At 58.3% G+C, this 12,659-nt stretch carries 15 protein-coding genes; 11 read left to right on the top strand and 4 right to left on the bottom strand.

All coding sequences use genetic code 11. The annotated features are described in order from the left end of the window. Positions 1 to 137: 137 nt before the first annotated feature. A complete protein-coding gene (locus tag ACSQ3H_RS09815; RefSeq protein ID WP_436116883.1) occupies positions 138 to 794 on the bottom strand; it encodes a hypothetical protein in 657 nt (218 codons plus the stop codon). Between the two features lie 301 nt (positions 795 to 1,095). Here ACSQ3H_RS09815 and ACSQ3H_RS09820 point away from each other — a divergent pair, with 301 nt between their 5' ends. Together ACSQ3H_RS09820 and ACSQ3H_RS09825 are read left to right on the top strand one after the other, a co-directional pair. Next, complete coding sequence (locus tag ACSQ3H_RS09820) at positions 1,096 to 1,524, top strand: DUF2721 domain-containing protein (protein ID WP_436116884.1); 429 nt, start codon at positions 1,096 to 1,098, stop codon at positions 1,522 to 1,524. Between the two features lie 137 nt (positions 1,525 to 1,661). Continuing rightward, positions 1,662 to 2,450: a hypothetical protein gene (locus ACSQ3H_RS09825; protein ID WP_436116885.1), complete on the top strand. Its 789-nt coding sequence runs from the start codon at positions 1,662 to 1,664 to the stop codon at positions 2,448 to 2,450. A 63-nt stretch (positions 2,451 to 2,513) separates the two neighbouring features. Here ACSQ3H_RS09825 and ACSQ3H_RS09830 read toward each other — a convergent pair whose 3' ends face one another. The 3 genes from ACSQ3H_RS09830 to ACSQ3H_RS09840 all read right to left on the bottom strand — a co-directional run bounded on the left by ACSQ3H_RS09830 (position 2,514) and on the right by ACSQ3H_RS09840 (position 6,188). Beyond that, positions 2,514 to 3,344: a hypothetical protein gene (locus ACSQ3H_RS09830; protein ID WP_436116886.1), complete on the bottom strand. Its 831-nt coding sequence runs from the start codon at positions 3,342 to 3,344 to the stop codon at positions 2,514 to 2,516. Between the two features lie 58 nt (positions 3,345 to 3,402). Beyond that, a complete protein-coding gene (locus tag ACSQ3H_RS09835) occupies positions 3,403 to 4,401 on the bottom strand; it encodes an HAD family hydrolase (RefSeq protein WP_436116887.1) in 999 nt (332 codons plus the stop codon). Between the two features lie 68 nt (positions 4,402 to 4,469). Then, entirely contained in the window at positions 4,470 to 6,188 is a 1,719-nt protein-coding gene (locus ACSQ3H_RS09840; protein ID WP_436116888.1) for an arylsulfatase, read from the bottom strand. Between the two features lie 397 nt (positions 6,189 to 6,585). Here ACSQ3H_RS09840 and ACSQ3H_RS09845 point away from each other — a divergent pair, with 397 nt between their 5' ends. The 9 genes from ACSQ3H_RS09845 to ACSQ3H_RS09885 all read left to right on the top strand — a co-directional run bounded on the left by ACSQ3H_RS09845 (position 6,586) and on the right by ACSQ3H_RS09885 (position 12,626). Further along, the gene (locus ACSQ3H_RS09845; protein WP_436116889.1) at positions 6,586 to 8,475 is read left to right on the top strand and encodes a sensor histidine kinase; all 1,890 of its coding nucleotides are present in this window, start codon (positions 6,586 to 6,588) and stop codon (positions 8,473 to 8,475) included. Beyond that, positions 8,472 to 9,107, top strand: a complete 636-nt coding sequence (locus ACSQ3H_RS09850; protein WP_436116890.1) for a response regulator transcription factor — start codon at positions 8,472 to 8,474, stop codon at positions 9,105 to 9,107. The genes ACSQ3H_RS09845 and ACSQ3H_RS09850 overlap by 4 nt, the downstream gene beginning before the upstream one ends. A gap of 94 nt (positions 9,108 to 9,201) precedes the next feature. Beyond that, on the top strand, positions 9,202 to 9,570 hold the full coding sequence (locus ACSQ3H_RS09855) for a response regulator transcription factor (protein ID WP_436116891.1): 369 nt from the start codon (positions 9,202 to 9,204) through the stop codon (positions 9,568 to 9,570). 87 nt (positions 9,571 to 9,657) lie between these two features. Further along, positions 9,658 to 10,080 (top strand): hypothetical protein, encoded by a 423-nt coding sequence (locus ACSQ3H_RS09860; RefSeq protein WP_436116892.1) that lies wholly within the window; start codon positions 9,658 to 9,660, stop codon positions 10,078 to 10,080. Positions 10,081 to 10,107: 27 nt separating this feature from the next. After that, the gene (locus tag ACSQ3H_RS09865; protein ID WP_436116893.1) at positions 10,108 to 10,677 is read left to right on the top strand and encodes an OmpA family protein; all 570 of its coding nucleotides are present in this window, start codon (positions 10,108 to 10,110) and stop codon (positions 10,675 to 10,677) included. Positions 10,678 to 10,767: 90 nt separating this feature from the next. Further along, a complete protein-coding gene (locus tag ACSQ3H_RS09870) occupies positions 10,768 to 11,235 on the top strand; it encodes a DUF992 domain-containing protein (RefSeq protein WP_436116894.1) in 468 nt (155 codons plus the stop codon). Between the two features lie 25 nt (positions 11,236 to 11,260). After that, positions 11,261 to 11,470 carry a hypothetical protein gene (locus tag ACSQ3H_RS09875; RefSeq protein WP_436116895.1) on the top strand — a complete coding sequence of 70 codons (210 nt, stop codon included), beginning with the start codon at positions 11,261 to 11,263 and terminating at the stop codon, positions 11,468 to 11,470. A 71-nt stretch (positions 11,471 to 11,541) separates the two neighbouring features. Further along, positions 11,542 to 12,456, top strand: coding sequence for a formylglycine-generating enzyme family protein (locus ACSQ3H_RS09880; protein WP_436119401.1), 915 nt, complete (start codon positions 11,542 to 11,544; stop codon positions 12,454 to 12,456). Beyond that, positions 12,453 to 12,626 carry a hypothetical protein gene (locus ACSQ3H_RS09885; protein ID WP_436116896.1) on the top strand — a complete coding sequence of 58 codons (174 nt, stop codon included), beginning with the start codon at positions 12,453 to 12,455 and terminating at the stop codon, positions 12,624 to 12,626. Before ACSQ3H_RS09880 ends, ACSQ3H_RS09885 begins: the two co-directional genes overlap by 4 nt. Positions 12,627 to 12,659: the final 33 nt, after the last annotated feature.

Consider the following 12,659-nt stretch of genomic DNA (forward strand, 5'->3'; position numbering starts at 1 on the left):
ACTTATTGGCGGAGAGACATGGTTGTCTGATTTTGAGCGAAGGTCCGTCTCTTTGATGAATGTCGGGCCTAAGCGGTGCTGTTAATCCCATCCCACGCTATTGGATCTCCAGGTCACCACTTATTGCTTGCACGACGTTACGGGATAGCGTTGACCGCGCGGGCGGCGACGATGACGAGCGTCAACAGCGAGATCGTGCTCTCCAGCATCATCAGCATCTTTGCACGTCTGGTAAGCGGAAGTACGTCGGTTGGACTGAATGCAGTCGCTGTATTGTATCCGAGATACAGATAGTCGAGGAACAATGGCTGCCAGTCCGGTGATGCGACTTCGGGTGCCGCCGCCTGTGGAAAGAGCCAATCCGGCTTTGTTGTCACCCCGTTCACCCGAGCGGAGGGTCCGCCACGGTCGATTTGCCAATAAAGTAATGAGAACGTCAAAACATTGGTTACCCAGATCGCAAGCGATGAGGAGAGCAATGAGACGGCGCGGGTTTCTGGTGGGTGGAGCGTGATGATGCCGATCATGTCTGCCAACTCCGCCGCAGTGTTGACGACGTAGGCTGCGCCAAGAAGCATGATTACGGTTCGCTCAAGGCGCATCCACAACGTGTTTGCAGTGAGTGTGACCACAATCATGGGCACGATCACCACAAGCGCTACGACGTGGGAAACCCACCCCGGCATCGCCTGCACATGTTGGGGCAGCACTGCAAACAGACCGAGCACGACCAGTATTGCGAGCGCAGGAGCCCAGCGTGGTTCGTCGCGGATGGTTTGGCCCGGGCCGTTCATCAGCGCTGGATCGGTCCAGCCACGATATATTCCGTCTCACGGCGGGCGGATCGAAAGCCCACACGCATGGCCAGCTCGGCTTCAAGTCTGATCGGTTTCATATTTCCTCTCCCCCTGGCCATTTTCCTGAGACGTCGCTCGGAAGAGCTGCACCGGCAGCGTAAACCTGCCACGAAGATGCCACAAGGCCACTGGCGTTATGTTGACCTGGTGCCAGGCACCTGTTTGCCGAAGAGATCAATCGGTGCCATGTTGGATGTCAATAAGCTTCCTTTCAGATAGCAGCAGGCAACCCTCGGAAATGCCCTTCGTCGACGTCGAACAGTTGTCAAACATGATCTCTCACGCCGTAGCGCCGGCATTCCTGCTCGGCGCTGTCGCGGCGTTGGTGGCGATCCTGATCGGGCGAATGGCAGGGATAACCGATCGGATCCGGCACCTCAATCAGATCGCCGATGACGACACCGCGCGGGTGTGGCTTAAGGCCGATGTCGCTCGTCTGAAACGCCGCGAGATACTATTGAACCAATCCCTGCAAATGGCGGTGATTGGCGGAATCGGGATCGCAGTGCTGTTGTTGGTTGGTTTTGTGGTTGCCTTTTTGGGTTATCGCCATGAACCCGGAGCGGCCGCTTTGTTTATGGCGTCTTTGTGCTTTTTGGTGGGTGCTCTGTTCCGTTTCCTGCAGGACGTAAGACTTGCCCTGAGCGAACTTGACCATCATCACTGAACACCGATTGATGCCTTCCTAAGGTAGATGGCAGTCGAGCTGGAACGGTGTTACCTTGCGCGCGGGGATTTAATTTGGACCGCGTCGCGTCTTGACGTGCAATGTTGCAGCGGCCGAGCGACGTTGGGGGGAACAAGATGAAATATTCCATTTCGTTGATATCATTGATCGGAGTAGGTCTTATGGCTGCGAGTCCGGCTCGGGCAGCCGACATCACGTCGCCGATGGCACCCGAACTCAAGCAGACCGAGAGGGAGGGTTGGACTTTTGCCATTGCCCCGTACTTCTGGGCCGCGGGCATGTCCGGTGACGCCGGGCTTTTCGGCCTGCCGACTGTACATCTCGACATGGATTTCGGCGACATTTTGAAAAACCTCGACTTTGCCGCGATGGCGATCGCTGAGGCGCGCTACGAGCGCTACAGCATTTTTTCCGATGTTATGTACACCAAGATTTCGAGCGGCCGCGGCACGCCGCGAGGCATCATTGCCGGCAGCGTCGACGTTTCATCCGAAACATTTGCCGGCCTCATCGGTGCCGGCTATTCGGTGCTGCAGAATGAGCGGGGCAATCTCGATCTTGTCGGAGGCTTGAGGGTCTGGCACGCCAGTACGGACATTTCGTTCAGCGGCGGCATCCTCGACGGTCGCGGTCGCAGCGACGGGGCGACTTGGGTCGACGGATTGGCCGGCGTGCGCGGCAAATATTCCATCACTGACAAGGTGTATCTGACCGGGTGGGGCCTTGTCGGCGGCGGTGGCGCGAACGTCGACTGGGATGTTGCAGGCGGCATCGGCTACAGTTTCAACGACAAGGTCTCGGCCGTCGCAGGTTATCGCGCGCTTGGTGTCGACTACAGCGATGATGGCTTCGTCCTCGACGTCGTCCAGCAGGGACCGATCTTCGGCGTCGCCATACGTTTTTGAGGGAGGAACGCGGAAGGACGCAAGGCTCACACGCGCCAAGACGGCGTGAGCCTTACGTGCAACTCAATAGCAAGGTGGAAGGGGATAGTAGCCACATTGCGGGTAGTAGTATGGATTGGCAGCCGCCGCACCTATGGCAGCACCCGCTACCGCTCCTGCTGCTACCGCACCGCTGCCATACCAGGCCCCGTGATAGACCGGAGCATGCCAGTAGGTCCCGCCGACATGGGCAACATTGACGTCACCGACATGGGCGTAGCCTCCATGGAAATCTCCTGCAGCAAAGTCGCCGCCACGGAAGCCGCCTCCGCCAAAGTTCCCACCCCCGGCAAACCCGCCTCCATGGAAACCACCGCCGCCGAAACCGCCGCCGCCACCGAAGCTTCCACCGAAATGATCGATAAAGAGCGCCGCAGGTCCCGAACCACCATCCAGGCTTCCTTCGAGAACCGTAACGTCGAATGTGAGATTGCCGCCGTCGAGCTTCGGAGATTTGAGGGTGACCACAGCGTCACTCACACCTGATCCGTCGCCGCCCAGCACGGATACCGTGGCGTTTGGCGGGTCAATGGCAAAGTTGTCCTTGCCCTCATCCCACTGCATGATGAACTGTTCGGTGGCGACATGTCCTGCGGCCCGCACCGGACGGTCGGCAAAGACGATGGAATTCGCCGACACTCCGCTGAGAACTAGCTTGCCGCCGTCAAGCTTGGCCCCTGCCGAATTGATGACTGCAAGTGACGGCACAGGGCCGGTCGGCGTGACAGTCCCGATGGTCTTTTCCAGCGGTACATTGGGCTTCTTGGCGGAATCCTGGGCGAATGCTCCGGTCGTTGCCAACGCCAAACCTGCGGCAACGGCCATAGAGCCTGCGATGGGATGGTGGATCTTCATAACGGTATCCTCCGAGTTGTCGGGAAAGGTGCCAGTCGACTGCAATGTCCGACGTGCGTCACTTTTCGGGAAAGATCTGTTTCCAGTCGGCCTTCATGTCGACAACGGTCCACTGGTTCACCGCTGCAGCATCGAGGGCCGTGTCGAGGCGACCGAACTCCGTATTCCGGTCGTAGGCGTATTCGCGTTCCGCATCGGTGTGATGGACAATCAGCCCGAAACCGGGTTTGTCGCCCAAAGTCGTCCACTGCAGCATCTCGAGGTCGCCGTCGGAATTGCCGAAGGCAGCGATAGGACGGCGGCCAATGTGCTCGTTGATACCAACGGGTTTGCCGGCCTTGTCATCAATGAAGTTGACTTGCGGCAGCCGCATCAAGGTCGGCGCGCCGTCCTTCATCTCGAACTGCGTCTTGATCGACGAACCCACAACCTGTTCGGGCGGGATGCCGTAGACTTTCTCCGTCCACGGCCGCATCAACTCGATGCCGCCACCCGACACGATGAAGGTCTTGAAGCCGTTGGCGCGCAAATAGGTAAGCAGTTCGAGCATCGGCTGGTAGACGAGCTCGGTGTAAGGCTTCTTGAACCGCGGGTCGCGCGCGGTTGCAATCCAGTCAGTGACGATCTTCTGGAACTCCTCGTGGGTCATTCCGGCGTGCGTCGCCATGATGAGCTCCAACAGACCCTTTTCGCCAGCTGCGGCGAGGGTCTTCATGTCGCCTTCGAGCACCGCCTTGAACGGCTGCGTGTCCTTCCATTCCGGATGCGAAGCGGCCTCGGCCTTCACCCGGTCAAGGGCGAAGGCGAGCTGAGTGTACATCGGATGCTCGACCCACAAGGTGCCGTCATTGTCGAACACGGCGATGCGTTCTGGTTCCGCAACGAAGTCGGTTGAGCCCTCCTTGGTCACCTTCTCGACGAAGGCGAGGACGGCCGCCTTCGGGGCCGTATCATTCCATGACGGTAAGGGATCTGTCTGTGCCTGCGCCATTGCGGTGGCCAGCAAGATGAGAACGCCGGCGAGTACGGTCTTTAAGAGTGCGTTTGACGACAACATGAGGGTTCTCCATCACGAACGGGATCGAGGAGCCGGACGCCCGAGGGCGTCCAGCATTGGAGGATGCGTCAGTCGTGACCTACCTTCATGCTGCGGACCTGCGCCATCACCTGCTCCAGATTGTAGCTTGCAGGGTCCTGGAGCGGCGGGAAGTTGATGTAGGTCTCGAGATGCTTCAGCCACAGCACCTGGCCGATGGGCAGGATGTTCCAGTCATAGACGTAGGCGGTGGACGGTGACGCGATGGAGCCGCCCATACCGAAGAGTGTCTTGATCTGCTGTCCGACAGAAGTCTCGAACGGATCGCGTTTGATGTTGACGACCTGCGTCCAGGAGTAGGGCTGCACGCCTGAGATGAAGCCAGCCGGGTCGTCGGAGACCATGGCGAAATACATCTTCCAGTTCTTGTAACGGACCGCCGACGGCTCCTTGCCGGAATAGTACAAGAACGAGTCGCGCGCGGATGGCGACTTGCCTTCCAGGAAGTCACGCTGATCGATCCCGTCGAGCGTGGTCTTGACGACTTTCGGATATGTTCCCGCCTCGATCTGTTTCTTCAGCTCGTCGCCCTTCGGGCCGCCGGCGATGTTGACCAAGGTGGGCACCCAGTCGAGCGACGAGAAGATGTCGTTCTTGACCGTGCCGGGCTCGATGTGCCCCGGCCAGCGCACGACCAGCGGGGCCCGCATGCCGCCTTCCCAGGTGCTGAGCTTTCCACCCTTGAACGGGGTGACGCCGCCATCCGGGAAAGTAATCGTCTCGGCTCCGTTGTCGGTGGTGAAGACGACGATGGTATTGTCGAGCTGGCCCATGTCTTCCAGCTTCTTGAGAACGACGCCGATATTGTCGTCCATCTGCTTCATGCCGGCTTCGTTCATGCCCCAGTCCTTGCCGCCGGGCTCGCCGATCATATTCAAATATTTATCAGGCAACACCGTCGTGATGTGCATGCGGGCCGGGTTGTACCAGACGAAGAACGGCTTATCGGTCTTCTTCGGGTCGTTACGGTCGAGGAAGTCGACGACCTTGGCGGAGATTTCCTCATCAATAGTCTTTGACCGCTCCAGCGTTAGCGGGCCCTCGTCCTTGCAGGATTGATTTGCCGGGGTCCCGTCGGAGGATCCGCACGCGAGCATCGGACGCGGTGGCGTCAGGCAGGTCGTTGTCTTCGGATCGACAGCGCCTGGAACCTCGGACAGTCCGGGGATAGGCGTATTCATGCAAGGTGGCGCGATCCCCTGCTCTGTCGGCGATTTGTTGATGTCGGGGAAGCTGACACCCTGCATGGCGTCGAGGTGATAGAGATAACCCCAGAATTCCTGGAACCCGTGGGCCGTCGGCAGGGATTCGGTGGTATCTCCGAGATGGTTCTTGCCGAACTCGCCTGTCGAGTAGCCGAGGTCATTCAGGAATCTGGCGAGATGAGGTGTGCCGGCCCGCAGGTAGGACGGGCTTCCGGGAATTTCCGGCAGGACCATACCCACGCGCACCGGCTGCATGCCCGTGATGAATGCAGTACGACCAGCCGTGCAGCTCTGCTCGGCATAATAGGTCATGAATTTCGCACCTTCCTGGCCGATGCGATCGATGTTCGGCGTTTCGCCGACCATCAGGCCCTGGTGATAGATGCTGGGCTGCATCCAGCCGATATCATCGCCCATGATGAAGAGGATGTTGGGCTTGTTTTGCGTCTCCTGCGCCTCGGCGGGCCCAAGAGCGCTGCTGCCCAAGAGAACGGCCGTGGCGGTCAATGCGCCAAGGCCGTAACTTAAGAATTTGCCGTTCATTTGTCAGTTCCTCCGTTTGAACCTTCCAGCCTGACTGCGATCGAACGAGATGATTAACGAGGGCACAGGACAGGACATGCACGTCGCGACCGACGTGTTCACCTTTATGCGTCTGCTCAACCAGAACTTTCTCGAGATTCGAGCCCGCGTGCCTAGAATGGTGCGCAGGTCGCCGGTATCGTACGAAAGAGCGGTGCGAGGTGATATTGTACTTAAGGGCAAATGAGGCGACGTCTTACCGAAAGGGCGCGTGTTCCTGTGGCCCGTCAATTCGACGACCATCCGGCCTGAGGCGCGGAGAGCGGGCTTCCCCTCGGGATCACCTACATACTTCCACGGATAGCGGCCTTCGCACAATCTGCTACTATAAACCCACCTTGTGGGGGCAAGAACGGTCATGGTGCGCAATTGGAAGGTTCGATCGAGCCGATTCGCCCAGAGTTTGGTCGCGTTCTTTTGCTTGGTTCTCCCGCTACTGGCCGCTGGACCGGCAGTCTCGATGGAGATCGTGGGCCGGCTCCCCCGTCTCCTTGTTCTGTACCCGTATGACGAACGGATAGCGGCAACGACGGCTGCCGGTGAAGCGGTGAGAGCCCGCCTTCTGGAAGCTACCGGAGGCAAAGTTGACATTTTCTCCGAATTTCTCGATCTATCGAGATTCCCGGAAAAGGTACACCTTGAGCAAATGGCGCGGTTCCTCACCGAGAAATACGCCGACCGTCGTCCGGATGTGGTGATTGCGCTAGGCGGAGAAGCGGCCACCTTCATCGTTTCAAACAGAACGTCCATCGCTCCGGGCGCGCGGATTATTTCGACCGGCTTCAGCAGAGCCAGCGCTTTGAAGATGAACTTGCCCCCTGACGTGGCTGCAGCCTTCACCGAGTTCGACATCGTAAAAACGCTGGAGATGGCCCGAGGTCTGCAACCGGAAGCGCGCGAACTCTTCATCATAGGCGGATCCGCAGACTTTGACCGGGCATGGCTGACGAGAGCGCGTGCAGCCCTTGCCGTTTTCGCCGGGGACTATGAGACGACCTATCTTGAGGATTTGACGATCGATGAGTTCGTCGAGCGTGCCGCCCATTTCCCCCCCGACAGCATCGTTCTCGCCCTGACCATTTTTAAAGACAGCACCGGCCGTAACTTCATTCCGCGCGAAGCGATCAGGCAGATAGCCGCAACTGCCAACGCACCGTTCTACGGTCTTTATCCGACCTACATCGACTACGGCATCGTCGGCGGCAACATGGTCACTTTCGAGTCGCTCGGTCTGGCCGTTGCCGACCTCGCCCTCAATGCGATAGCCGGCAAGCCGATTGTCAATGCCGACGCTACGCCGACCTATATTGCCGATGCGAGACAACTGAAGCGCTGGGGGTTGTCGGAGAGCCAGCTTCCGCCCGGAACCGTCCAATGGTTCAAGGAGAAAACGCTCTGGGAAGAGCACTGGCTGGCGATCCTCGCCACAGTCGCCATCATCGCGGCGCAAGGCGTCGTCATTGCCGGCCTGCTTGTCGAACGCCGCCGCCGTCGTGCCGCGGAACTGGAATCGCGGCTTCGCCTCCTTGAGGTGGTTCACCTCAATCAGTCCGCGACGGCCGGCACACTGTCCGCCTCGATCGCGCATGAACTCAACCAGCCGCTCGGCGCGATCCGCAGCAACGCCGAAGCGGCGGAGCTCCTGCTTCAAGGCAAATCGCCCGATCTCAAACTGCTCAAACAGATCGTCGTCGATATACTGGAAGACGACGAGCGCGCCGGTGATATCATCGCCCGACTGCGGGGCCTGCTCAAGAAACGCAGTCAGATCGACTGGCAGGAATTTGACTTGAACGAGGTGATCAACAGTTCAATCCGAATTCTCCAACCGGAGGCCGAGCGGAGGAACATTCTGATCACCTCGCACACAGCGTTGAAGGGGCTGCGGGTGCGCGCCGACAAGGTCCACATCCAGCAGGTGATTCTCAATCTCGCCACCAACGCGATGGACTCCATGCTCGATGTGTCGTCGACCGAGAGAAGGCTGGTGTTGCAGACCCGACTGACCAAGGAATCCAAGGTTGAGTTGTCGATTTCGGATACAGGCCGCGGCATCCCCCGCGAAAAGTTAGTCGGGGTTTTCGACCCGTTCTACACGACCAAGCCGACCGGCACGGGGCTTGGTCTTCCCATCGCGCGAATGATCGTCGAAACCTATGCAGGCAAGATATGGGCGGACAACAGCCCCGAAGGGGGCGCTGTTTTCCGCTTTGTGCTCCCCCTTGTCCGGAGTGGGTGCGTCTCATGAACCCAGTCATTCACATCGTCGACGACGACAACTCGTTTCGAACCGCGGTGGGCCGATTGATCGCAGCATACGGCTTCCGCGTGGCGTTCTATGAATCAGGCGATCAGTTTCTTGCGAAGCTGCCGAATTCAGAACCGGGTTGCATTCTCCTCGACCTTCAATTGCCCGGTCTGAGCGGTACCGAGCTGCAAAAGCGTCTTGCTGAAACAGCGCCGCTGCTCCCGATCATCTATCTCACCGGCGAAGGCAACATCCAAGCCGGCGTGCGCGCAATTAAGGCGGGTGCCGAAGATTTTCTGGAGAAACCGGCTTCCGGCCAGGCACTGAAGGAGGCGATCGACCTGGCCCTGCTCCAGTACGAAAGGCGGCGTGCGGAACATGATCGCGTTCATGCTCTCGAGGCCCTCGTGGCGAGCTTGACCCCGCGCGAATCTGAAGTGTTCGGCCTTATGGTCCGCGGCAATCGCAACAAGCAAATCGCCTACGCTATCAGCACGTCGGAGCGAACCGTCAAGGCCCATCGGCACTGCGTCATGGAAAAGCTGGGAGCCAAGTCGCTGGCGGAAGCCGTGTCGATTGCCGAGAGAATGGGATTGTCGGATACTTCGCCCGAGCCAGTGCGCCGCGCTTGATGCTCTTCCCCTTAGGACAGTATACGACGTTGTCCGTGAGCCCTATCATCGGTTGAGCTGGTAACCTTCGGAGGCCGGCTGAAAAGAGGACTAGGTGGAAAAGCTGCCATGGACAATTGCTGTCGTGGAAGACGATCCGAGTATGTTGAGGAGTGTCCAGCGCCTGCTCAATGTCCACGGCTTTACGACAGAAGGATTTTCGTCGGCCGAAGCGTACCTGGACCGCGCCGTCCTCAAAATCGACTGTCTTGTGCTCGATGTCGATCTTGGCGGCATGTCCGGGATCGAATTGCAGCGCCAATTGAGGGATTCCGGCTCAAAACTTCCGGTGATTTTCATGACCGCACTCGAAGACGATGCTTTGGAAACGGAAGCGGCGCGGGCAGGCTGCATTGCGTATCTGCGCAAGCCATTTGCGGCTGCCTCCCTGATCGACGCCATCGACAAGGCGTTGGCCGCTTAGGCGAACGATTGCCTTCCCTTAAGGACAATAGCCACTTCCCGGCCATTCGGTAGACTGCCGCCGGAATCAATCTTGGGAGTGTGAGCAATGAACAGACTTGGTTTAATTGGCGGGGCGATCGTGATCGCTTACCTGGCCCTAACCGTGGTTGGTCGAGCGGATACCATGAGCTATGCCGATGCGGTGACGGCGCTTGCCAAGGATTGTGGCTCGGACATCAAGAAAGTCTGTAAAGGCCTCAATCTAGGCAACAACCAAATTCAGGACTGCCTGCAGAAAAACGAAGCAAAGGTTTCGCCGACCTGCACCTCCACGCTTGGGCAGGTAACCGCTTCGATCCAGCAGCGACAGGCGGCCCAGACCGGGTTCTTCAAGATTTGTGCGCACGATGCCGCTCAATACTGCGGGGGCGTCAAGGGGGAGGGCAACATTCTTGCCTGCCTGCTAAAGTCGAAACGCGTCGATAACAGCAAATGCAACCAGGCTATCACAGATGCAGGTTGGCGGTAGATCATGACCACAATGAGGGGAAAGAAAATGTTCATTCGTCAACTCCGTGCCGGTGTGGCACTGGGACTTCTGCTAGTCGCCGGCAACGCCTCTGCTCAGCAACTCAGCAATCAGCAGCTGATCAGCAGTCTGAGCCAGGTCTCCAAGGCAGCACCCGCCATCGATCCGGCTTTGCTCACTCAGGAAGCCAATGCCAACGTTGGCAAAGGCGTTGCCAGCCAACCGAACTGGAGCCAGCTCGCTAACCTATCGCAGCTGCTTGTCGAGATCGATTTTGAGAACGATTCTATTGCCATCGAACCCAAATCATACCGTACGGTCGGTTTGATCGCCGATGCCCTGCATCATCCCAATTTGATGTTTTACAAGTTCCTCGTGGTCGGACACACCAGCTCGACAGGCGATGCCAAACACAACTTGAAACTGAGTCAGGAACGCGCCGACGCGATTACGGAAGCCTTGGCGACAACCTTTGCCATTCCGCGAGGCCGGCTTTATTCCGTCGGTGTGGGCCAAGAGATGCCCGTCGATCCGGCCAACCCGAAGGCAGCGGACAACCGGCGCGTGCAACTGATCAACCTCGGCCGGATGAAGTAACGGCAAAGCGACATGGTCCCACACTTCAATGCATCGCCGGAGCCGTCTCATCGATGTTTCCTAATGATCGAAAAAGAATAGGAGTTACGAATGACTTTTTTTCATAGAATTCTTTTCTGCACCGCCGTGTTCATTCCTTTTGATGCAAGTGCGGAATCTGCCCAAATTGGAACGCTCGCCTGCGACGTTTCCAAAGGGATAGGAATGTTTGTCGTGGAGAAGCAAAAACTCTCCTGCACATTCAAGCAGGACAAAGGCGGTAATACCGACAACTACACCGGGTCAATCGACGAATTTGGGATCGCGCTCGGCGAAGTCACGTCGGGGCACCTGATCTGGGGCGTTGTTGCGGCGACCAGCGGACTTCCTGCAGGGGCCCTCGCAGGTTCCTATGCTGGTGTTGGAGCCAACGCCTCGGTCGGCCCCGGCGCGGGTGCAAACATTCTTGTGGGCGGCACGGGCAAGGCGTTTTCCCTGCAGCCCATTTCGGTGGAGGGACAGGAGGGCATCAACTTCGCCGGAGGGGTTACGACTGTCACTCTAAATCCGGCACCTTGACCATGGCCATCTAATCCCAGCATCGATGAATTTCGGCTTCGAGGGCGGCGATTATTTCGCAACGTCGGTGGAAATGCGGCCGCGCGCCGGAGGCGCGTTTTCGCCTGTTGCCGATCTCTTCAAGGGCGATTCGCTGGTGATCATCGTATCGGATGAGCGCTGGGCCCGCGGCAGCGATCCCCGGGGTTGCGGGCCTCTTTCTCATTCGCGCGTAGCCGATCGGCAAAAGGATTGAGCGGCATGAAACACGTTGGCATCAAAAACATCATTTCCGCCAGTCCGGAGGAAAACGCACCCCTTGCCGATATGGTCTGGATTCCTGGCGGCGTGTTCATGATGGGTTCGGATCACCATTATCCGGAGGAAGCCCCGGCTCACAACGTGGCAGTCGAAGGCTTCTGGATGGATACCCATACGGTTACCAATCGTGAGTTTGCCAGATTTGTCGAAGCGACCGGGTATGTGACCCTGGTCGAACGCCCCGTCAAATTGGAGGACTATCCGGGAGCCCTGCCGGAAATGCTTGCTCCATCTTCCGTTGCTTTCTGCAAGCCGAAACAACGCGTCGATTTGGGGAATACTCACAATTGGTGGAAGTACATTCGCGGCGCGGACTGGCGGCATCCGCGCGGACCCGCCAGTTCGATAAGCAAGCTTCTCGATCATCCGGTTGTCCATGTTGGATATGAAGATGCAGAGGCCTTTGCCAAATGGGCGGGCAAGGAATTGCCCTCGGAGGCCGAGTGGGAACATGCGGCGCGGGGCGGTCTCGATGGCGCTGAATATGTCTGGGGAAGCGAGATGACCCCTGACGGGCGGCATATGGCGAACACTTGGCAAGGAGAATTTCCCTGGCAGAACGTTCAGCAAGACGGTTTCGAGTGGAGTGCGCCGGTGGGGTCATTTCCAGCCAACGGCTATGGCCTTTTCGATATGGCCGGTAATGTTTGGGAATGGACCACTGACTGGTATCAGGAGCATGGCAAGATAGACAGTCCGTGTTGCACGTTGCGCAATCCGAGAGGTGGAACCGTGGAGGACAGCGCCGATCCGCGTCAACCCGTCATAAAGATTCCGCGCAGGGTCATGAAGGGCGGCTCTTATCTGTGCGCACCGAACTATTGCCGTCGTTATCGACCTGCGGCCCGTATGGCCCAACCTGTGGATACGGCGACAAATCACTTGGGCTTTCGCTGCATAGTGAAAGGGGAACTCTCATGAACATTCTGCGTAGGAAGACCACACACACCGTATCACTTGTCGTCCGCGTTGCTCATCGCCGCGGTGCTGAATGTCGTACAGGTCTCGACGAGGCGAAGACCGACGGCTGGATTGTCGCCAGCATGAAAGACGCCTGGAAGACATCTTCGTGCCGGAATCGAAATGAGTGATCGTCGGAACACTGAACACGTACCACCCCAGAG

Origin of the sequence: Phyllobacterium sp. LjRoot231 (assembly GCF_964253365.1) — a bacterium.
Lineage (GTDB): Bacteria > Pseudomonadota > Alphaproteobacteria > Rhizobiales > Rhizobiaceae > Phyllobacterium.

What these genes read in the sequence shown, in the direction of transcription:
- ACSQ3H_RS09870 (WP_436116894.1), top strand. Translation starts at nt 10,768, where the DNA reads ATGACTTTTTTTCATAGAATTCTTTTCTGCACCGCCGTGTTCATTCCT.
- ACSQ3H_RS09830 (WP_436116886.1), bottom strand. Translation starts at nt 3,344, where the DNA reads ATGAAGATCCACCATCCCATCGCAGGCTCTATGGCCGTTGCCGCAGGT.
- ACSQ3H_RS09860 (WP_436116892.1), top strand. Translation starts at nt 9,658, where the DNA reads ATGAACAGACTTGGTTTAATTGGCGGGGCGATCGTGATCGCTTACCTG.
- ACSQ3H_RS09880 (WP_436119401.1), top strand. Translation starts at nt 11,542, where the DNA reads ATGGTCTGGATTCCTGGCGGCGTGTTCATGATGGGTTCGGATCACCAT.
- ACSQ3H_RS09820 (WP_436116884.1), top strand. Translation starts at nt 1,096, where the DNA reads ATGCCCTTCGTCGACGTCGAACAGTTGTCAAACATGATCTCTCACGCC.
- ACSQ3H_RS09850 (WP_436116890.1), top strand. Translation starts at nt 8,472, where the DNA reads ATGAACCCAGTCATTCACATCGTCGACGACGACAACTCGTTTCGAACC.
- ACSQ3H_RS09835 (WP_436116887.1), bottom strand. Translation starts at nt 4,401, where the DNA reads ATGTTGTCGTCAAACGCACTCTTAAAGACCGTACTCGCCGGCGTTCTC.
- ACSQ3H_RS09845 (WP_436116889.1), top strand. Translation starts at nt 6,586, where the DNA reads ATGGTGCGCAATTGGAAGGTTCGATCGAGCCGATTCGCCCAGAGTTTG.
- ACSQ3H_RS09875 (WP_436116895.1), top strand. Translation starts at nt 11,261, where the DNA reads ATGAATTTCGGCTTCGAGGGCGGCGATTATTTCGCAACGTCGGTGGAA.
- ACSQ3H_RS09825 (WP_436116885.1), top strand. Translation starts at nt 1,662, where the DNA reads ATGAAATATTCCATTTCGTTGATATCATTGATCGGAGTAGGTCTTATG.
- ACSQ3H_RS09885 (WP_436116896.1), top strand. Translation starts at nt 12,453, where the DNA reads ATGAACATTCTGCGTAGGAAGACCACACACACCGTATCACTTGTCGTC.
- ACSQ3H_RS09865 (WP_436116893.1), top strand. Translation starts at nt 10,108, where the DNA reads ATGTTCATTCGTCAACTCCGTGCCGGTGTGGCACTGGGACTTCTGCTA.
- ACSQ3H_RS09840 (WP_436116888.1), bottom strand. Translation starts at nt 6,188, where the DNA reads ATGAACGGCAAATTCTTAAGTTACGGCCTTGGCGCATTGACCGCCACG.
- ACSQ3H_RS09815 (WP_436116883.1), bottom strand. Translation starts at nt 794, where the DNA reads ATGAACGGCCCGGGCCAAACCATCCGCGACGAACCACGCTGGGCTCCT.